Origin of the sequence: Nostoc sp., assembly GCF_036919575.1 — a bacterium.
GTDB lineage: Bacteria > Cyanobacteriota > Cyanobacteriia > Cyanobacteriales > Nostocaceae > Nostoc.
In genome coordinates this window covers 118,959-140,117 of the sequence record NZ_JBALBY010000127.1, presented here as the reverse complement: position 1 = coordinate 140,117, position 21,159 = coordinate 118,959, and the positions used below count along the sequence as shown (strand labels likewise).

The window sequence follows — 21,159 nt, the reverse complement described above, 5'->3', positions numbered from 1 at the left end:
AACGGAGTTCAGAGGTGGATTCATCCAGTTCAAAGACTCGTTAACGGAGTTCAGAGGTGGATTCATCCAGTTCAAAGACTCGTTAACGGAGTTCATATCATGTCCGGTAGCATACCCATAATAAAAGAACCCCACCCCCAACCCCTCCCCGCAGGCGGGGAGGGGAGCTAAAGCGCAGCTTTGGCGGGGTGGGGTTCTTTTTTTGATTTATGCAAGAAGTCTAATTAATTACGAATTACGAACTAACATTAACTGCGTTGCCAAATTTTAATAGTCTTATCCAAACTCCCGCTAACCAACATCTCGCCGGAAGCTGTAAAGGCTAATGCTGTGACTATATGAGTATGACCTGTAAAGGTACCTAGCAATTCCCCGGTTTGTAGATGCCACAATTTGATAGTTTTATCAGCACTACCGCTAGCGATAATTTGACCATCGGGACTTAAAGCGATCGCATATACTCTATCTCTATGTCCTTTCAGAGTATGAAGTAATTCCCCAGTCTCCAATTGCCAAATTTTAATCGTTTGATCCCAGCTACCACTCACCAGCACTTTACCATCTGCACTGATTGCTAAGGAACGGACGATGTGAGAATGACCCATGAGGGTATGTAGTGGTTGTGTGTCCTTTAAACTTTTGACCCCCGTCAAAAGTGAGGTGCGCCAAACTTTGATTTTGCGGTAGCTACCTGTCACCAGAGTTTCCCCATCTCGACTCAAAACTAGGGAATGAGCAGCTGTATCATCTAAAGGGAGTGCGATCGCAACCTGACGTTGCATCAAATCCCAAAACAGAATTTTTCTGTCATCTCCCCCAGTCGCTAACATTCTGCCATCTGGGGTAAAGGCAGCGCACCGCACTACCCCATTATGTTTGTGTAAAATATCTATTAAGTCTAAAGCGCCTACGTGCCAAAGCTTGATTGTGGAATCGGCACCGCAACTCACTAAAGTCTGTCCATCTGAACTAAAAGCTAGAGAATTCACTTCATCCACCAGCCCAGATATCACCCAAGGATACTCTGATAATGTATCTATTAATTCACCCTTGCTTAAATCCCAGAGTTTCGTCTCTCCACGACTACCACTAGCCAATATAGGTAAGGCTTTGCCATTCTTACACCCAGAACTGAAAGCTAGGCAATTAATGCCTCTGTTGTGTCCTTTCAAAGTCTGCCAGCATTCCCAGTCACCGACTATATTCTTAAGGCAATGCTCTGATGGTAGAGTTTGTATTGTATCTGCGATCGCTATCTCATTATTATTAATTAATGGCAACGCCTCTTTTTTACCAATAAGTGATTCTAAATACCAACTTACCCCCCCTGCATACAACAATTTGCTTGGAGTAATGTACACTTTTGGTTCAGTAAGTTCAATTTGATTTGCAGGTAAAAAGCCTGTAATTATGCTCTGTTTTTCGTATCCTAACTTACCTGTAGATGGATAAAACAAACACAGAAAAATTAATACTTGGTGATTTTTTAAATCTTCTTGAGTAACCGACCACCTAATTTTGTCTTTCTTAATACCATTAAAACTTTCTCCATCAGCAACATAAACTTGAACACTTATCTGAGGATAATCTTTAAGTACATAAGCAAATTTACTTTCGCCACCCAAATTTCCCTCATCATCTAAAATCATATTTTGCAGGGTATCTTGTGGCACCTTTTTTACCAACTTCCCCAAGCGTTCAGTTATCACCCGGTCAACGATTTGCTCCCGCAAAAGATAATCTTCTGCTTGCTGTTGGAAGTATTTAGGAAAAGGTATCGTCCAGTCGGGAGGCTCAGGATATTCAGGTGGGGTAGGCGGCGGATTTTTGGCGAGAACTTCTGCTTGTTGGCGAGAAAGTTCTTGGAGTCTAGCCAAAGGCTCGCCCCAAAATCCCATAATTTCAGTGTGACAACCTTTGACTTGACTTTCCAGCAAAGATAAGTCATGAGTTTTAGGTTTTTTCACACGTTGAAGGAAATCAGTTTGTTGAGCTTTGAGTAAGCTAATCCAATCCATCTGCATTCCTGCGGCAAACTGTTGCATACCTACGGTAAGCTATACCAATGCAATTACTCAAGTTTATAACCTTAGTTAATTAAAAATTCCGTAATGTTAGCAGTCTAATAAAACACAGCCATTGGCATATATTTGCGGCAAAGATATAGATGGATAGCACTTAGACATTTCATTAACTGATGCAGCTGAAGTATAGAGAATTAAATCATGTCAGTCAATTCTAACGGACATGGAGAACGAGATACTGTTTCCCTAGAAACAGTTCTAGCTACAAAGGAAAGTTTAATCTTAGAGCGATTTCAAATGTTGCATTAACGTTAAGTCAATAAGTACCTACACAAAAATAACCTAGTACAGCACGGCGGAAGTAAACCACCCATTCCAAATAAATGAACCCTTGCGGTATAGGAATTACGAATTACGAATTACGAATTATTTTAATGTCTGGGTTTAGTACTTACATCAGAGGGGTCGCCAAAAGTATCTCTGGCCTCCATCTGTTTAATTTTCATTTGCAAGTTCAAGTCATCACTGCTAACAATTGTTTCTAAATTTGCTAATCTTTGCTCTAACAGCTCTATTTGCTGCTGTTGCAAATAGTTAGTTTTTGATTTCCGCTCATCAGAACGCCAAATAGCAACAGTACCAACAGCTGCGCCACCAATTGCAACTAAAGGAAGAATAGCACCGCTTCTCGTAACGACTGAAAGCGGGACACAAACTCCGAGAATGGCTACTGTAATTACCCAAATTCTTGTGGTGGCAGATAATCTGACATCTTGGTATTGTTCTAGATTTGTTTGAGATTTTTTAGCCATAAGTAAATCCATCCATTGAAAAGTTATTTGCTAGATTGGCACAATTATTTACTAAAATACTTCCTACAATTGGATTAGGTATAATTGCCATCCTAATGTTTTTGTAATTATATAGGACTAGTATAAGATTAGTGAAATGCACGTAGTGGACACTCTAGGCTTTAATAGTGCATTAGACGTAGACGTAGGTTGGGTGGAGCGGAGCGCAACCCAACTGATTATCAGGATGTTGGGTTACGCTTTAGCCTCCACCCAACAAAGCAATTTTTTTGCAACTCCAGTTGCTTGAGCAATTATTAAATACTGCCAATCCTCTGATAAAATCCTTTGAGCGTAAATAAGGGTTGCTGATTATGACAAGTGCATCTTATATTTTTCTGGCTGGAGCAAGTCGCGGTGTTGGTCGAGAAATTGCTCAATATCTGAGAGCGCAACAACTAAAGGTCAAAGCACTGCTGAGAACAGCAGCAGTTGCTACTGAACTAGAAAGAATCGGTATTAAGGTAGTTCTGGGAGATGCCTTGAATGTTGAGGATCTAGAACGCGCAATGCTGACAGATGAACCTATTCACACCGTTATCAGTACAATTGGGGGTTTACCAACAGATGTAGAAAGAGCAGATTACCCCGGTAATAGAAATCTAATCGATGCAGCAGTTAAAGCTGGAGTACAAAAGTTTATTCTTGTATCTTCCATCGGTGCTGGCAATAGTGTTGTTGCTGCGTCACCCCAAGTTTTAGAAGTACTGGGAAAAGTTTTAGCTGAGAAAGACAAAGCTGAACAACACTTAATTGCCAGTGGACTCACCTATACAATCATCCGCCCAGGTGGACTCAAGTCAGAACCAGCAACGGGTAATGGCGTTTTGACTGAAGATCCGCAGATTATTGGTAGCATCAATCGTGCAGATGTCGCGCAGTTAGTTGGTCGCTGTTTAAATAGCCAACTCGCCAATAATAAAATCTTGTCAGCCGTAGACCGAAATATGTTATTCGGGCGCATTGAATTTGCAGAATTTAGTTTGGAGTAATTTAAGCACGCCAGCGGAGTATCTGACCCTTCACAGGGTTCACAAATTCTCGTCCTTCAGCGACAGATCGAGCATACTCCCGCTTTAACTGGTAGTACCACTGCGCCTGCATATCTGAGTCCTTAATCAGTCGCAGCACAGGATTATATTTAAGTCCAATCTGCTGCTTTTCCACAACCGTCCGGTCTTGACCAATGAAAGTCCGCGCCAGCACATGTAGCAGTGGCTTGAAAAATCTTACCCAAGGAAGTGTCCAGTAAAGAACAAAAGTTACTTCAGTTTCTGTGTCTGAAATGGGTGTAACTGCTGTTAAATTAACGACTCGATGGTTGCCAATGGTGGTTTCTTCTATTCTGACTCCAGGTAAACGAAAAGAAATCTCCGTTTCCGGCACACCACCGCCAATCAGCCAGTATAATCGACCCCCATTCGCTGGCAATCGGTGTCGTCGCATCGTGAAGCCGTAGGGTGAAGCGTCGAATTGCTTCACTTCCTCGTGCAGTTGCTCATTTCGCCACCACCAAGCTTGATGAACATAGGGTGAATGGGCAGGGTCCATCAGACCTACTACTGCATGATCTATAAAACAGGGGAATCTCGTCACCTCTACGAACTGGGGCGGCTCATCAAATCCTGGAATTACCGGAATCTCCATCTCAGAAGCAGGTTGAGGGTTATCGGCATCAGCCATATATATCCAGATATTCCCTTGGGCTTCCCGAATTGTGTATGATTTTACGTCGAAGCGACTCAAATCCATCTGCTGTTCTTCCACAAGAGAGGGGATCGCTGTACAGCGCCCAGCCGAGTTAAAACGCCAACCGTGGTAACAGCATTCCACTTCCTGTCCATCGAATTTACCACAACTCAAGGGGACACCACGATGAGGACAAATGTCTGTCATCGCAGACACTTTGCCATCCTGGTCACGAATTAACAGCACCGGTTCTCCCAAGAAAATGCGGCTGATCATCATACTTGGCTTGATCTGATTACTAGGCAGAGCATAGTACCAAGTATTACGTAATAGAAAGTTATCGTTATTTTTCATCACTAATTGCGTCTGCCTTTGACACAACGAAAGTCCTGGTTTGTAAAAAGGAAGGTTATTCTTGAAAACATTCTTTCAGGTTTTTAATTGCTGTAAGTAAATTCAACTGATACACTTTTTGGTCGTGTTTGTAATTCTCTCAGATTTAGGTTGCTCTGGAAGTATTGCAGGTTTAAAGTTGGATTATTCGCCAGAAATCTGGATAAATACCGTTCTTTTGCGCGGGCCATCCAACTCAAAAAACAACACAGATTGCCAGGTTCCCAAAGCTAATTTACCATCCACAATGGGAATTATCTCACTAGTGGTCAGCATCATTGCCATTAAGTGAGAGTGAGCATTAATCGGTTCATTTTCCGGGACATCTCTTAAATGCAAGTCATTATGCAAATAACAGCCTGATTCAGGTGCTAATTTTTGCAAGAACACTTTTATATCTTCTAACAATCTGACTTCATTTTCGTTAATAGCTATAGCTGTTGTTGTGTGTCGAGAAAATACTAAAACTTGTCCATTTTTAATTGATGTTGAAGCTAGAAAATCTTGGATTTGTGGAGTGATATCATGAATATTAATTTTTGGTTCGGTTTCAATTTCAATTAGCTTATTAATAATTGGCATCTGTTCAATTTTATATAGGACTAGTATAAGATTAGTGAAATGCACGTAGTGGACCCTCTAGGCTTTAATAGTGCATTAAACGTAGGTTGGGTGGAGCGGAGCGCAACCCAACTGATTATCAGGATGTTGGGTTACTAGGCTAAAATAGTGCATTAAACGTAGACGTAGTAGACGTAGGTTGGGTGGAGCGGAGCGCAACCCAACATATATAAGGATGTTGGGTTACTGTATTAAGATGCGCTAAACCATATTTAAGTACAAGAAAGAGAAACGAACCGCAAAGGAGAGGCAGCGCGTTGCGGGGGTTCCCCCCGTTGTAGCGACTGCCGTCGCAAAGGACACAAAGAAAGAAAGAAAGAAAGAAAGAAAGAAAGAAAGAAAGAAAGAAAGAAAGAAAGAAAGAAAGAAAGAAAGAAAGAAGTTAAAAGGGTTTGGCGCAGCCTCACAAAGAAATGGTATAACGCCCTCATATAGGAGAATTCAGAATCCAGAATTCAGAAGTAAAACAGGGTTTATACCTCGCTTTGAGAGGAATTGTTGTGTACTTCACTTTCCTTGAAATCTGCTGTAAATTTAAGGAAAAATCTAAAATTGAATGACTCTTAACTCCTAACTATAGTTTCCAAACCTTGCACTAATCTCTCTATACCTTCTTTTGCCGTCTCTTTTTGCAGCGCACCATAGGCAACGCGTAGATAGCATCCATCATCCATCCCAAAGGTTGTACCTGGAATGACTGCTACTTTATGTTCCTGGATTAATCTTTTAACTAACTCAAAAGCATCCATCTCGGTATTAACTTTGAGGAAAAAATAGAAAGCGCCATTGGCGGGTGTAATGCTACATAAACCTTGTAGAGGGTCAAGGGAATCGAGTACTACTTGCCGCACTTGGGTTAACGCACCTATATTACTCTTCAAATACTCCTCTTTTGCTTGCAATGCCCCTAAAGCTGCATATTGGGAAATGACTGGCGGACAAATCAAAATCGTATCCTGGACTTTTTTGACGGCGACAAATAAGTGTTTGGGAATCACTATATAGCCAATGCGCCAACTGGCAAAACCGTATGCTTTGGAAAGGCTAAAGAGAGAAATAGTGTACTTGCTATTACTCCCAAATGCACCAGGGGAAACGTGTTTTACCCCGTTATAGGTAAAGTATTCATACGCTTCATCGCTGATGTGGTAAATGCCGCGATCGCCACAAATTTGATTTACTTGGTATAATGCTGCTTCTGAATAGACAACTCCAGTCGGATTATTTGGTGAAATTGTCACCACCGCCCGTGTTTTGGGTGTAATTGCTTGAGCGATCGCTTCTTTTCGCAGTTGGTAATTTTCATCAGTCGCTACTAACACTGGACGACAACCAGCCATTGCGATCGCCATTTCGTGGTTGAAATAGTAGGGCGTATTCAGAATAATTTCATCGCCGGGACTAGTAATAGCAAGAATGGCATTCATAAATCCCATATTGCTTCCCGCCGTCACAACAATACAGTTTTCCCCATTGATTTCAATGCCGTTGAAGGCTTGCAGCTTTTCTGCAAGTGCTGTCAGCAACGGGGGAATTCCTTCAACTGATTTGTATAAATTATTAGCGGGTTCGGCGAAGAATTTGGCTAAAAATTCTCTGGCTGACGGTGGCGGATTGTAATAAACAACACCTTGCCCTAGAGAGATTGTTCCAGGAGAGTTTTTAATCAGTTCCCCAACCACAGGAATAATTGGCGACTGTACCCCCTGCATCCGAGAGGTTAGAGATTCCATATTTCCTTTTGTAAGCCTACACTGACCTTTCCTGCGGAATGCTACCGCGAACGGTACAGTGTAGGTACTTTACCAAAATGATTAACCGGATTTGCGATCGCCCCAAAATTTAGTCGATCGAAATCTGTTGAGGCCCAATGGCTTTGCCATTATGTGCGTCTTTTGTGCTGCTGGTGTAACTATTTGAGCGGATCTGTTTATCCAGCCAGCTTTTAACTGGATCGTCTGCAAGATTGAGCCGAAGCACACCAGAGAATAACCCACCCACAAATGAGACTGGATGCTGGATAAATTCTCTGAATAGAGGTGACAATTCATCAATGAACATTAAGAGACTCCTGGCGGTGCCGTAAAAAATTATTAGTTCTTAATTGATCGTAACCTGTTGAGCAATATCTGGCTGATGGTAACAGAAAATACAATGAATTCTATTCGCCCTGGTTCTAAGTTGACGTAAAGTCTGCCGGGCAGATACTCTGTCCGGCGAGCTTTACACCAATGAGCAATACTCTGCCCCTACTGCATCTAACTACAGAGAATCTCTAAACTGCTGTACTTTTTCTAGGAGTGGCTGATGTTCGATTTGTTCTGCTAACTCTTGGGCATTTTGATAGCACGATCGCGCCAATTTTTTGCGTTTTGTTGTGGCGTAAAGGTTTCCCATATTCAGCAAAGTTGAAATTTCTCCGAGACAATCGTCTAGTTGTCGATAAATCGCAATGGCTTGTTTGTAGAACTTCATTGCCTGCCGATTCTCTGCTAGACTGCTATAGGTAAAACCAATGTTGTGAAGGGTTGTTGCAACACCTGCGCGATCGCTCATTGCTCGACGTGTCAAAAGAACTTGAGAGTAGAGCAATAGCGCTTGTTTCGGTTTTCCTAAATCACTATAGATTGAGGCAATATTATTCAAAGTGGTTGCTTCACCAACCAAATTCTTCACAGCTCGTTGAATTGGAAGTGCTGCTTGAAAAAATTCTAGAGCTTGCTCAAACTTGCCTAAGACATTGTAAGCAAACCCAATGCCATTTAACGTTATTGCCTCACCAGAAAAGTCACCTAACAATCGCCGCATCCTCAAAATTTGGTGTTGTAGCAACAGTGCGCGTTTCGGTTCTCCTAAGCGGGTATAAATTAGCGCTACATCATTAAGAGTAGAAACTTCACTTTGAGTATCTTGCGATCGCCTAAAGATTGGTAGTGCTTTGTCAAAATATTCCAACGCTTGCGAAAACCGTCCAAGACGGCTGTAGGTAGAGCCTAGATTGCTAAGTGCAGTTGCTTGTGCTGGCGCGTTGCCAATTTCAACAGCAACCGAAAGCGCCTGATGAAAGCGCTCTAATGCTCTTTGAGTTTGCCAGCAACTGAGGTGAGCTAAACCGAGGTCATTTAATGTATAACCCTCCCTGGCTCGGTCTGGAATTGCTCTAGCCAAGTCTAAATTCTTGGTTGCCAGATCGAGAGATTCTTGAAATTTCCCCTTCCGGTAGTAGCGGTTTGCTTCGTCACGACGTTGTTCCCACTCTTTGAGTTGATTTAAAGGTTGCGTCATCTGACCTCAGTTACATTCTGCAATAAATAGGCAGGACATCTTTTAAGAATGAACCCTTCTTAGGTTAGGTTTCTCAAAATTGAGTTAACTTTTATCTTCTACCTTTAGATATAAGACTTAAAGAGAGAAGTATGATATTTTCTCATACTTACAGGAACATCTATGAAGCGATTAATACAGATTTCTTAGTAGGAGTGAGCTATACATCATTGGTGTCAACTTAAGCCTTGGCCAATGGAATAGAGCCTCCGGCACGCTGACGCGTAGCTTGCTTCTCCGTAGGAGTACGCGGCTACACAAAACTTAGTCCACGGAGGTGGACTAATACAAAATCAAGGGTTCTTAACCCACGGAGGTGGGTAAAGCCTCGTATAGACGCGGTTTCTAACCGCCCTTTTAACGTTAAGTTGACACGCATGGCTATACATTGGTTTGACACTCCCCACGCCTAAAGGCGGGGGAGTGTCAAATAAACGAGCGAAATCACTAGAAGAATAGTTCATAACTGCTGAGTTGCTCAAAATGGAAGCAAGTTCATCCAGGTCTTCAGGAGTATAGGATCTTAGTAGCAGTCTTGCGGTGTCTATCTCAGGCATGGTATCAGAGTAGCAAGGCAAATGCTACTTTAAACAAGCGTATTTTTTTACAAACATTAATATAATGCTCTTACTATGAGCATCTACCAATTTCTCAAAAAATCTTATAGGCAAGAACATCGCCCTGAAAATGACTGGCGGTTGTTTTTGCGTTTAGTGCCTTATGCCCGTCGTAGCCGACGACTGTTAACGCTCTCGTTGTGCTTACTCGTACCGATCGCGCTAGCTAATGCCGTACAACCGTTGTTGATTGGCCAAGTGATCTCCCTGATTCGTAATGAACCAAGCGCTTACGAATTTCTCAGGAATCGCCCCTTGTCAGAAGGGCTAAATATCCTAGAGGGATTATTGGTAATTGCGATCGCCATCGGATTGATCTTGACAGGTTTGCAAGGTTATGTAGTGCAAAAGCTAGGGCAACAAATCACCGCAGCAATTCGCCAAGACTTATTCGAGCATGTGACATCTCTAGCAGTACGCTTTTTTGACCGCACGCCCGTAGGTAAATTAATTACCAGAATCACCAGCGATGTGGAAGTGTTAGGCGATGTCTTTTCTACTGGGGCAATTGGCATTGTATCAGATTTGTTTTTGATGCTGGTGACTTTAGGTTTAATGTTTTCCATCCAGTGGCAACTCGCTTGCTTGCTGCTATTGATGCTGTTACCAGTTACCTGGGTAATTGTTTACATTCAGAAACAGTACCGCAAAGCCAATTACAAAGGGCGAGAAGAACTTTCTATCCTGAATTCACAGCTACAAGAAAATGTGGTTGGTATTAACGTCGTGCAGTTGTTCCGCAGGGAAAGATTTAATGCCGAATTATTTCGTGCTACGAACAACCGCTACACTCACCAAATGGATAAAACCATCTTTTATGATTCATTTGTTTCAGCAACCTTAGAATGGATTGGACTGATTGCGATCGCAGCTGTTTTGTGCATGGGTGGTTTGTTGCTGTTGGAAAAAAACTTGACATTTGGGACTTTATCTACATTTATTTTGTATGCCCAGCGATTATTTGACCCTTTAAGGGCTTTTGCGGAAAAATTTACGGTAATTCAAGCTGGTTTCACTGCCATTGAACGCGTCGGCGATATATTAGATGAACCGATAGAAATCCGCGATCGCGCCAATGTCCGCTTCTCAATATTTGATGCTAAATTCGGCTATATAGACGAGATAGTTGCAAATCTAGAATCCCTAGATGTGACTTCCCCGTCAGATCTGGGAGAAATTCGCTTTGATCACGTCTGGTTTGCTTACAAAAACGATGATTACGTAATTAAAGATTTAGATTTCACCATTCATCCTGGTGAAAAAGTCGCATTAGTCGGCCCCACAGGTGCGGGTAAAACTTCAATTATCCGGCTTTTGTGCCGCCTCTACGAACCCACCCAAGGACGCATTCTCATTGATGGTGTCGATATTCGGGAGGTACCACAGGCAGAACTGCGGCGCTACATGGCAGTAATTCTCCAAGAAGGCTTTTTGTTTGCTGGCGATGTTAAAAGCAACATTTCATTAGGAGATGGGTATACCATTGAACAGATTCAACAAGCAGCAGAGCAAACCAATATTGCCCAGTTTATCGAAGAACTACCGCAAGGTTATAATACTCAACTTCGAGAACGGGGTACAAATATTTCTAGTGGTCAAAAGCAACTTTTAGCCTTTGCGCGGGCTGCCATTCGTAATCCCCAAATTTTGGTACTAGATGAAGCTACCGCGAGTTTAGATGTTGGCACAGAAGCTTTAGTTCAAGAGGCATTAAACCAGCTTTTGCTCAGACGTACCGCCATTATTATCGCTCACCGCCTGTCTACAATTCGGAATGTAGACCGGATTTTTGTGCTGAAGCGTGGCGAATTAATCGAACAGGGAAGTCACGATCAACTGCTGCAACAGGGAGGGCTTTATGCTACTTTACATAACTTGCAGATGTTAGGAAGTTAGGATATTTTATAATCCCAGGTGGAAAAGAGCGATCAAGAAAGTTGGACTCCAATTCATACTGAATTCTGACTCTTTCTGCTTTGAGGGACTGACAAAAAATAAAACATTCCCATCTAGATAATGATAATCACTTAAAAAGATGTTTTACCTGACTTGTTGGAGCAGATTGAGCAACATCTGGTAATGGTGGCTATGATATATTTGATTGTGGCGACGCGATCGCGTGAAATATGGAACGCCTAACTTATGACTAGAAGTCGTAAGCCGACATGGGATAACTCCAAACTCCTAAAAAAAATCCCACCCAGGCGAATGCTTGGATGGGTAATATGAGGTGGGACAAAATAATCTTCCCAAAAGAAGTAAGGGAATTATTTGCTCTCTGTAAAATCAGCGTCAATTACATCATCGCCGCTACCAGAACTAGATGTGGAACCACCATCTTGAGGTTCAGCATCTGGTGCAGCACCGCCACCAGCTTGTTGATAGATGTTACTACCAACGGCGAATAGGGCTTGTTGCAATTCTGGGGTGAGCTTCTTGATTTGCTCATCGTCTTCTTTAGCAACTGCTTCCCGCACTTCTTTTACCAAACCTTCGACTTTTGTCTTGTCAGCAGCCGGAACTTTATCACCCAATTCTTGTAGCTGCTTTTCAGCTTGGTATGCCAAAGAGTCGGCTTGGTTCTTGCGTTCAATCTTCTCACGCCGTTCTTTGTCAGATGAAGCGTTTTGTTCAGCTTCTCTCACCATCCGGTCAACATCATTTTTATCCAGCGTGGAAGCGCCAGTGATGCTGATAGACTGTTCTTTACCAGTGCCTTTATCCTTAGCGGTGACATTAAGGATACCATTGGCATCAATATCGAACACCACTTCAATTTGAGGGACGCCGCGTGGTGCAGGAGGAATACCATCGAGGCGGAAGGTTCCCAAGCTCTTATTATCGTTAGAGAATTCGCGTTCACCTTGGAGGACGTGAATTTCTACATTGGTTTGACCATCCACAGCCGTGGAGAAAACTTCGGATTTTTTGGTGGGAATTGTCGTGTTGCGGGGGATAATTTTGGTCATTACGCCGCCCAATGTTTCTACACCCAAAGATAGTGGTGTCACATCTAACAGCAAGATGCCAGTTACATCACCAGCCAGTACCCCAGCTTGAATAGCTGCACCAACTGCTACAACTTCATCAGGGTTGACGCTTTGGTTAGGGTCTTTACCCAATACCTGCTTGACAATCTGGTGGACTGCGGGAATCCGGGTAGAACCACCAACTAACACCACTTCATCAATATCACCTTTGGTTAGCTTGGCATCCCGGAGAGCGTTTTCCACAGGAACACGACAACGGTCGATTAAGTCAGAGCAAAGTTCTTCAAACTGGGCGCGAGTCAGGGTTGTATCCAGGTGCTTAGGCCCATCCTGGGTAGCGGTGATAAATGGTAGGTTGATTTCTGCTTGGGTGACGCTAGAAAGCTCAATTTTGGCTTTTTCTGCGGCTTCAGTCAGACGTTGTAAAGCTTGTTTGTCTTTCCGCAGGTCAATACCTTCGGCTTTCTTGAACTTCTCAGCTAAGAAGTCAACTATTTTTTTATCGAAGTCGTCACCGCCGAGGTGAGTATCACCAGATGTGGCTAGTACTTCAAAAACTCCATCTCCGACTTCCAGCACGGATACGTCGAAGGTACCACCACCAAGGTCAAACACGAGAATGGTTTCGTTACTCTTCTTGTCAAACCCATAAGCCAGAGAAGCAGCAGTCGGCTCGTTGATAATCCGTAGAACTTCAATCCCGGCAATTTTACCAGCGTCTTTTGTCGCTTGGCGTTGGGAGTCGTTGAAATATGCCGGAACGGTAATTACAGCTTGGGTTACAGTTTCGCCCAGGTATTTGCTGGCATCTTCAACTAGTTTGCGAAGAACTTTTGCCGAAATTTCTTCAGGAGCAAACGGTTTACCAGCTATCGGACAATCTAATTTGACATTGCCGTTGCTGCTGAGGACTTTGTAAGAAACTTCCGTAGCTTCATTACTCACTTCATCGTAGCGGCGTCCGATAAAGCGTTTGACTGAGTAAAACGTATTTTCGGGGTTCATCACCGCTTGGCGTTTGGCGATTTGACCAACCAAGGTATCGCCATTTTTGGCAAATGCTACTACTGAGGGCGTTGTCCGAAAACCTTCAGCATTAGCAATTACTGTGGGTTTACCACCTTCCATCACTGCCACGCAGGAGTTCGTTGTTCCTAAGTCAATTCCAACTACTTTTGCCATTTTAGGTGCTGGCTCCGTATAACTACAAATGAATGAATGAGAATATAAAGGACTAAATTTTGAACCAACTTTCAGGGTCAATAAATCAGCCAGTTCAGCATGAATACCTTTGGTTTGGCTTTCCTGGGGTTAAAACTCCAGATTATGCTGATATATATACTGAAGCTTAGTGGTAGCCAGTCCATGAAGGGTGGTTTCCCGAACCTTGCTTGGGACGGTTAAATTAACTAAATTGTGTTTTTAGTTGGTTCATGGATTGATTGCCTTCACTCTGTCTAATGTATAAGAATTAATACTTTCAGCAATTAGGGTGAACCGTAACGTTAGAGTGGTGTTTGCCGTCTTTAGAGGCAACAAACTATAGAAACACTGAGAATACAACTTCAAAAGGCGCGTAGGTGTAGCCCAACCCAGGCATCGCTTCCGTAATTCTTTAAAGACACTGTATTTTGAAAGACTCATCAGACATCGCTCCTGAAATTGTGATAGAGAAACATGGTGGAGCGATCGCACTTAACTCAATATCACGCTAGGGGACTGAGTGTAAAAGCCAACTCGCAAAGCATTAGGCAAGTCCTAAATAATTCCATATTTGGACAAAAGGCTCTTGCTTACGCTCAAACATATCGCGTATTGAATGTGTACAGAACGTAGCCAAATCACGAGATAGGTCTAATTGGATAATCGCTGGTCTTCCAGGTAGCTCCAATAAAACTTTACATTCTCCAGTCGCTAAGTCAAGAGACTTGACCTTACCCTCTAGTCCACAAGAAAGTAAAATATTACGCTGCCAGTCAAAAGCAATATCATAAGTTGTTGCCATTCGACTACCGCGATCGCCAACACTGATAACCTCACTAGAAGAAGCGACGATGGGGAGTGGTAATTTGCTCTCTGACGAAAAAACCTCATTCCACTCAAACACTCGCACTCCTTTATACATTGCACAGAGTAACCACCGTCCATCTGGGCTAAAGTCCATTTTGAAAATCATTTCGTTAGGGGAAAAGGCATTTACTCCTTCACCTCGTTCGACACTAGCCATCCATGCTGTCCTGTCGAATGCTGCGGTTGATAAGACTTTGACTACTTTTTGAGTGTTCAAATCGATAATAGCTAATTTTGATTTACCCTCATCATCAGCCAGTAAGTAACGACCATCTGGATGAATTGCAATTTTAGACCCATGCCCAAGTTTAATTACTGCAATCTGCTGTGAATTTTTAATAGAAGTGAGGATAATTTCGTCCTCTGATCGGCTGACTAGAATTTCCTCGTTTGGAGTGAATTGAACACTGCTAGTAGCTCGAACATGAGGAATTGTTTTCAGCAATTGTTTTTGCTCCAAGTCATATAAAGTTGCTTGCCAAGATCCGCTAGTATGACCTACTGCCAAAAATTTTCCAGATGGGCTAACTTGCATCACATAAGCATTTTGTTCTAGCGGTAGATCAAGATTTGCTGGTTGATCATTCCAAGGTGGAATGTAGTGTTTGATTTCAAGAGGTTGATTGTCATGTCCACGCCAACCGATGAAAAACCCACCTGTGTGGTCAGGGACAGAAATTGGTACGTGCGGAAAATGCCGACTAGGAGTAGGACTGGACACTGTAACTAATAAGATCCCTGCTATATTTAATTCAGTTAGAGCTTGATCTATCCTGGATTTTTCTCTCTGCTTCTGTGCTAATTCAATTGAGGGATCTGGAATGTGAACAAATTCTGACCATCGTTCAATATCTTCATCCTCGTTATGCTGAAGATATTCATAGCGAGTTGAAGCATTACTGATGTTGAAAAGTTGAGCAAAATCAGAAAATTGTTTTGCTGCTTGAAAAACTTGATCATGAGGCAATTCGCTCATATCAAAATGGTTTCCATCTGCCTCTAAACTTTCCAATATTTCTAGGCTTCTTTGATAGAGTTCCTCGCGTTCTTCTTGAGAGGGAACTGTCAAAACTTCAGCAATCTCTTCAATAGTTGTTTGATTGTTTGGTAGTTCAGCTAGTAAATCTGCAAATACTTCCGGCTTTCCACGCAATTGTGCTTTATATTCTCTGGATATAGTCCCAAAATAGTCTGGATATGAACTATATTCATCAATCAATTGATGCTCTCTGTAATAGGCGTAATAGAAAAAATCATCATGATAAAGAATGAGATAGAGCAAATGTCCAGGAAATTGCTGGGCGATCGCAGCAGTAATTGTAGAATCTTGTGAAGGATAGACACTAATCCAACCGTTAATACATGGAGAAATTAAAAACTTTTGTTTATCCTGTGCCGCAAGCCTTTTTACAATCTCTACAATTTCTTCAGTGTCGGTTGAGCGAATGTGAATAGAACCGTAAGAAGCGCCCATAGAAATTTTCAAAGATATGTGACTATTTGAGTGTACCCATCATTTTCTTTAAAGACACTGTACTTTGAAAGACTTAAGCCCTACTCCTGCTTACGCTACCCAGAAGAATCTATTTACGACCAAAACTGTGGGGAAACGTACCGGATTAAGATTAGCCTAGACGCGGAGGGCTTGTCGTTAGACATCGCTGGTCAAATTGTGATAGAAAAACATGATGGAGCGATCGGACTTAACTCAATATCACGCCAGGGGACTAAGTGTAGCATCAACTTTATCAGTAAATCCAGCAGTCCTTGGCTCGATTTGTGCCTAATAAAACTTGTACAATTGTCAAGGCGGTTTTTACTGCTAGAGTACATCTCAGGTGTAAAATTTATCGACAGCAAAATTTTTCTACTTTGTGTTTTTCCATCCTTCACTTGTGGCTAAAATGCCCCAAGTTAGGCGCTCATATCTTGCAATAGATAATTTTACCCTTATGACTGGAGAGCAAAATCTTGGGAATAGAGCTACGCAGTTTCGTATTTCTCGACAGCCTGCAACCTCAACATGCAGCATATATGGGAACAGTAGCTCAAGGCTTCTTACCATTACCAGGGGATACATCACTGTGGATTGAAATCTCTCCTGGTATCGAAATTAATAAGATTACGGATGTAGCCCTGAAAGCTGCTTCTGTCCGTCCGGGAGTACAGGTAGTTGAACGACTGTACGGACTATTGGAAGTTCATTCTAGCTCCCAAGGCGAAACGCGAGCTGCTGGTCAAGCCATTTTGGAGTTACTGGGAGTCCGAAGAGAGGAATGTCTGAAACCGCGTGTTGTTTCTAGCCAGATTATCCGCAACATCGATGCTTACCAAACACAACTTATTAATCGCACCCGCCGGGGACAGCTACTACTAGCAGGGCAAACGCTGTATGTATTAGAAGTGGAACCTGCTGCTTATGCCGCACTCGCTGCGAATGAAGCTGAGAAAGCGGCGGCGATTAATATTCTTGAAGTTCAAGCTGTAGGTAGCTTTGGACGGCTTTACTTAGGTGGAAAAGAACAAGATATTCTCGCAGGTGCTCAGGGAGCGTTAACGGCGATTGAAAATGTAGCTGGTCGGGTAAATCCTCTGGGTGGGCGTCAGGAGTAAAGGAGAGAAAATGGCAAATCGAGAGCATCTAGCTTTACTGAAAGCAGGTGCAGTTACATGGATTGAGTGGAGAAAGAAAAATCCCCAGATTGAACCAGACCTCAGCGCCGCAAACCTGCAAGGGTATAACCTCAGAGGCGCAAACCTCCAGGGGGTAAACTTGAGCAAGGTGGATTTGGGTAATGCTTTACTTGTGCGAGCAAACCTCAGTGGTGCTGACCTCAGTAGCGCCAACCTCTACAAAGCCTTCCTCGTTGAAGCTAACCTGAGTGATGCTAACTTCAGTGTTGCTAATTTGAGTGGTGCTATACTTACGCAGGCAGATTTGAGTTATGCCAATTTGATTGGAGCGGACTTGAGTGAGGCGAATCTTAGAGGTGCTGCGATCGCTCATGCTAATCTAATTGGAACTGACTTAAGAGGCGCTAATTTGAGAGATGCCGATTTAGGTGCAGCGAAGCTAATACGGACTAATCTCTCTTTTGCCAACCTCACTGAAGCTAACTTAATTGCGGCTGACCTCAGCGAGGCAAGTTTATACGAGGCGGAAATGTTGGGGGCTTATCTTTATCAAACTGACTTATACAAAGCTAATCTGAACAAGGCTCACCTGACTGGTGCTTATCTGCTGCGGGCTAACCTAAGTGAAGCTGATTTGAGTCAAGCTGATTTGAGTTGGACTAATCTTAGAAGCGCGAATTTGGCAGGGGCGAATCTCAGAGGAGCTAACCTTAGAGGAGCTGACATTAGGTTAGCTAACCTCAGCGGCGTAAATCTTCAGGAGGCAATTATGCCTGACGCTTCAAAGCACAATTAGTTTATAAGAAAAAGTAATTGACATTTACAGGACTTACGCCCTATACAAATTAATCGTGATGTGAATTAACGAAAATAGGTTGTTTCAGGCTTTTCTTAATTATCCTTTGATAGTAAATAGATCATGCGTAGGGGCACAGCATTGCTGTGCCCTTTGTCTCGAAAAGAAGTCTCTGAGTGGGAATGCCTAATGCGGGGGCTGCCGCCTCAAGACTTGCGGCAGAGCCGCAATGAGCAATATTTCCAGCCTCTGGCTGGAAACGAGGTTTTAAAAGGGTTTTGGCTTAAGTTGACACCAATGTTCATGAATTGCCCTTATGAAAGATATGGGTTTTTCGACTATACATATTTTCGTTTTCTTGTCAATGCGTAAGTCCTAGCTATATAAAATTTATGTAAAGCTTAAGTGTGATTAAGCTCAAAAACGCTCTGGATAATCTATTAATTTAACTTATGTGTTTTTAAATGTATTTACATAAGAGAAATGTATTTTTTTTACAAACAAAAAATGATATTGAAACTTAACTTAACGAAAATACGGTATGAAGTTGAAAAATCTACTAAAGAAAACAGTATGTTTGAAAAAAGACTTAATTAAAGTTTATAACCCTTTCTAACAGTATTAAAAATCACAAATTTTAGATTTTTAAGATTTGGTAAAGAAGTTGATGTAATCTTGTACTTCATGATAATTAAATAATTACAGGTGAGTTGAAAATCAAAAAACATCGGGAAAATAATTAAACGAAGTCGGAAGTCGGAAGTCGGAAGTAAGTTTTGTGACGGGGATTTAGCGAGAAACGCGGTCTTGGGCAAAGCCCCAAGTGGAGCGATTTCTCAAGACAGCGCTGCATTGCGGTCTTGGGGTCTCCCCTCTTGAGCAACTTTGTAAGACAGACCCCGACCCAAAACTTGCGGCTTGATAGTTGCCGGGGACTTAAACCCACGGAATCTGGTTAAAATAAATGAATTTTGACCTTGCATAATCAACTAACCAAATCAATAATTAATATTGTCTAAGTAGTATTAGTTAGGTTAATAAAAGCATCTGTATTTAAACTTACAGGTTTAAGTAATCCAAATTGAACTTATCTAGCAGTTCTTTGACTGAGGCCGAACTAAGGAAATAATGAATAACACTAAATCATCCAACCAAGTTCAATGCAGATTTATTGGTAGGTTCGCTCTAAAAACCTGCTTTTTCGCTGCCAAAACACTGTTATTTACAATAGTTCTATTAAATCATGGCATTACTGAAGTAAATGCTGCACCTCAAGCCCTGCGTCCTGATATTAAGATTCGCAACATTATCAATACGTTATCAGTCTCACCTTCTGTTCGGATTGCAAAAGATCCACGAAACAATACCCTCTATTACCTCAAACAAAATGGTGAGATTTATCAAGTCAATTTAGCCGCTTCTACTAGTACGCGTCTCTACAATTCTAGTAATCATAGTCTAGCTGAGACTGAAGGAATGGCCATTGGCCCTAACGGGACAATTTATTTGGTTGGCAATGCAGACGTTGGGAATAGCCAGACGAAAGCTATTATTGTTAAAGGCGTAATTAATTCGAGTACAGGACAACGTATCTGGTCTATCTTAGCTAAGAGTGCAGGCTATCCCAAAAGCAAAACAGCCTACGACCATCGCTTCAACGGCGTGGTTGTTAGCCCGGATGGTAACTTTATCTATGTGAATAGCGGTTCTCGTACCGATCATGGTGAGGTTCAGTCTGTTAATGGTGAATATCCCAATACTCGTGAAGTCGGATTAACCGCCTGTATACTCCGTCTTCCTACTAATGGCAAAAATCTCTTTCTGGCAAACAATCGAGCAACCTTAAAGACATCTGGCTATATTTTTGCAGAAGGAACACGTAATACTTTCGATATGGCTTTTGCACCCAATGGGGATTTATTTGGCGCAGATAATGGCCCCGATCGCGACATGTCAGAAGAATTAAATTGGCTACGTTTAGGTGGTAATTACGGCTTTCCCTGGCGTATTGGTGGGACAGACAATCCCCAACAATTCCCCAATTATAATCCTGCTACTGACCGTTTGTTAAACCCCTTATTTGGCGCAGTCACAAAAGGCTACTTTCGTAACGATCCAACCTTTCCTATTCGGCCTACTAACTTAATTGAACCAATTCCTAATTTTGGGCCGGACGCAGACAATTACCGCGATCCTCTAGATGGCAAAATCAAAGACGCCAGTGTTCTTGGGCAAAGTGTGAGTACTTTTACGTCACACCGTTCTCCTTTGGGCTTAGTTTTTGATACACAAGGAGTAATGAGTCCAGAATTTAAGAGAGATGGATTCATGTTGAGTTGGACGATAGGCGACCCTACTGGCGATACAATACCAGGCCCTTTTAAAGATGCCGGTCAAGACCTACTGCATTTAAAGTTAACTAAAGTAGGAACTACCAACTATAAACTTAATGCCACGCGCATTGTCCAAGGTTTTAGTAATCCCATTGATGATGAGATTATCGGCAATAAGATTTATGTTCTGGAATATGGTGGAAATCAAGGAATTTGGGAAATCTCTATGCCTACTAAGTAAACGATCTGCAAACTTTAAAGTAGTACTTTAAAACTAACTTGCCATATCGTGGTGATGATTCGTTCCTATCAATTAGATGATTTAGAAGATGCCGTTCAGCTGTGGTATCGAACTTGGCATGAAACATTTTCTGATATTAAACATCCACAGCCATATTCCTTATGGAAAGCTCGATTTCGTGATGACCTCGCTGCACGCGGGGATGTTTGGCTGGCTGAAGTTGAAAATCAGATTGTCGGTTTTGTTGTAGTCATCAAACAGGAACAATGGTTAAGCCAGCTGTTTGTAGATGCGACTTACCAAAATCAGGGTATTGGTTCAGCATTACTTGATAAATCTAAAGCAATTTGTCCCCAAGGTTTAGAGCTTCACACATTACAAGCGAATAACCGAGCTTGTGCTTTTTACGAACGACATGGTTTCAAAGCGGGCAAACTGTCAATAAACAAAATCAATGGTCAATCGAATGTGGAATATTACTGGATACCTGATATTAGAGGGAATTATTTTTGTTGATCCAAGCACAGACAGCTAAAAATATACCCCAATTTTTGTAAAGAGACAAAACCTAAAAAT

The 21,159-nt window shown here is 42.2% G+C and carries 17 protein-coding genes; 8 read left to right on the top strand and 9 right to left on the bottom strand.

The window, feature by feature from the left end:
- Positions 1-248 precede the first annotated feature (248 nt).
- On the bottom strand, positions 249-2,045 hold the full coding sequence (locus V7K27_RS34280; protein ID WP_334953241.1) for a WD40 repeat domain-containing protein: 1,797 nt from the start codon (positions 2,043-2,045) through the stop codon (positions 249-251).
- 410 nt (positions 2,046-2,455) lie between these two features.
- Entirely contained in the window at positions 2,456-2,836 is a 381-nt protein-coding gene (locus V7K27_RS34275) for a hypothetical protein (RefSeq protein ID WP_334953239.1), read from the bottom strand.
- A 136-nt stretch (positions 2,837-2,972) separates the two neighbouring features.
- On the opposite strand from V7K27_RS34275, the gene V7K27_RS34270 reads away from it, so the two are divergent.
- Positions 2,973-3,125, top strand: a complete 153-nt coding sequence (locus tag V7K27_RS34270) for a hypothetical protein (RefSeq protein WP_334953237.1) — start codon at positions 2,973-2,975, stop codon at positions 3,123-3,125.
- A 64-nt stretch (positions 3,126-3,189) separates the two neighbouring features.
- The gene (locus tag V7K27_RS34265; protein WP_334953235.1) at positions 3,190-3,867 is read left to right on the top strand and encodes an SDR family oxidoreductase; all 678 of its coding nucleotides are present in this window, start codon (positions 3,190-3,192) and stop codon (positions 3,865-3,867) included.
- 1 nt (position 3,868) lies between these two features.
- Here the strand turns inward: V7K27_RS34265 and V7K27_RS34260 are convergent, their stop codons facing one another.
- From V7K27_RS34260 to V7K27_RS34240, 5 genes are all read right to left on the bottom strand, one after another.
- Complete coding sequence (locus tag V7K27_RS34260; RefSeq protein ID WP_334953233.1) at positions 3,869-4,918, bottom strand: aromatic ring-hydroxylating dioxygenase subunit alpha; 1,050 nt, start codon at positions 4,916-4,918, stop codon at positions 3,869-3,871.
- A 183-nt stretch (positions 4,919-5,101) separates the two neighbouring features.
- Positions 5,102-5,539 (bottom strand): secondary thiamine-phosphate synthase enzyme YjbQ, encoded by a 438-nt coding sequence (locus V7K27_RS34255; protein WP_334953230.1) that lies wholly within the window; start codon positions 5,537-5,539, stop codon positions 5,102-5,104.
- Between the two features lie 602 nt (positions 5,540-6,141).
- A complete protein-coding gene (locus V7K27_RS34250; protein ID WP_334953228.1) occupies positions 6,142-7,311 on the bottom strand; it encodes a pyridoxal phosphate-dependent aminotransferase in 1,170 nt (389 codons plus the stop codon).
- A gap of 109 nt (positions 7,312-7,420) precedes the next feature.
- Positions 7,421-7,639: a hypothetical protein gene (locus tag V7K27_RS34245; protein WP_334953226.1), complete on the bottom strand. Its 219-nt coding sequence runs from the start codon at positions 7,637-7,639 to the stop codon at positions 7,421-7,423.
- Between the two features lie 201 nt (positions 7,640-7,840).
- The gene (locus V7K27_RS34240; RefSeq protein ID WP_334953224.1) at positions 7,841-8,863 is read right to left on the bottom strand and encodes a tetratricopeptide repeat protein; all 1,023 of its coding nucleotides are present in this window, start codon (positions 8,861-8,863) and stop codon (positions 7,841-7,843) included.
- Positions 8,864-9,534: 671 nt separating this feature from the next.
- Here V7K27_RS34240 and V7K27_RS34235 point away from each other — a divergent pair.
- Entirely contained in the window at positions 9,535-11,415 is a 1,881-nt protein-coding gene (locus V7K27_RS34235) for an ABC transporter ATP-binding protein (RefSeq protein ID WP_334953222.1), read from the top strand.
- A 371-nt stretch (positions 11,416-11,786) separates the two neighbouring features.
- On the opposite strand, the gene dnaK is transcribed toward V7K27_RS34235, so the two are convergent.
- Both dnaK and V7K27_RS34225 read right to left on the bottom strand, forming a co-directional pair.
- A complete protein-coding gene (dnaK, locus tag V7K27_RS34230; RefSeq protein WP_334953220.1) occupies positions 11,787-13,691 on the bottom strand; it encodes a molecular chaperone DnaK in 1,905 nt (634 codons plus the stop codon).
- Between the two features lie 565 nt (positions 13,692-14,256).
- The gene (locus V7K27_RS34225; RefSeq protein ID WP_334953218.1) at positions 14,257-16,053 is read right to left on the bottom strand and encodes a WD40 repeat domain-containing protein; all 1,797 of its coding nucleotides are present in this window, start codon (positions 16,051-16,053) and stop codon (positions 14,257-14,259) included.
- Between the two features lie 497 nt (positions 16,054-16,550).
- Here V7K27_RS34225 and V7K27_RS34220 point away from each other — a divergent pair, with 497 nt between their 5' ends.
- The 5 genes from V7K27_RS34220 to V7K27_RS34200 all read left to right on the top strand — a co-directional run bounded on the left by V7K27_RS34220 (position 16,551) and on the right by V7K27_RS34200 (position 21,099).
- Positions 16,551-17,192: a hypothetical protein gene (locus tag V7K27_RS34220; RefSeq protein ID WP_334953216.1), complete on the top strand. Its 642-nt coding sequence runs from the start codon at positions 16,551-16,553 to the stop codon at positions 17,190-17,192.
- Positions 17,193-17,202: 10 nt separating this feature from the next.
- Positions 17,203-18,009, top strand: a complete 807-nt coding sequence (locus V7K27_RS34215; RefSeq protein ID WP_334953214.1) for a pentapeptide repeat-containing protein — start codon at positions 17,203-17,205, stop codon at positions 18,007-18,009.
- A gap of 153 nt (positions 18,010-18,162) precedes the next feature.
- On the top strand, positions 18,163-18,381 hold the full coding sequence (locus V7K27_RS34210) for a hypothetical protein (RefSeq protein WP_334953212.1): 219 nt from the start codon (positions 18,163-18,165) through the stop codon (positions 18,379-18,381).
- Between the two features lie 756 nt (positions 18,382-19,137).
- The gene (locus V7K27_RS34205; RefSeq protein ID WP_334953211.1) at positions 19,138-20,583 is read left to right on the top strand and encodes a PQQ-dependent sugar dehydrogenase; all 1,446 of its coding nucleotides are present in this window, start codon (positions 19,138-19,140) and stop codon (positions 20,581-20,583) included.
- Positions 20,584-20,637: 54 nt separating this feature from the next.
- Positions 20,638-21,099: a GNAT family N-acetyltransferase gene (locus V7K27_RS34200; RefSeq protein WP_334953209.1), complete on the top strand. Its 462-nt coding sequence runs from the start codon at positions 20,638-20,640 to the stop codon at positions 21,097-21,099.
- The last annotated feature ends 60 nt before the right edge of the window (positions 21,100-21,159 follow it).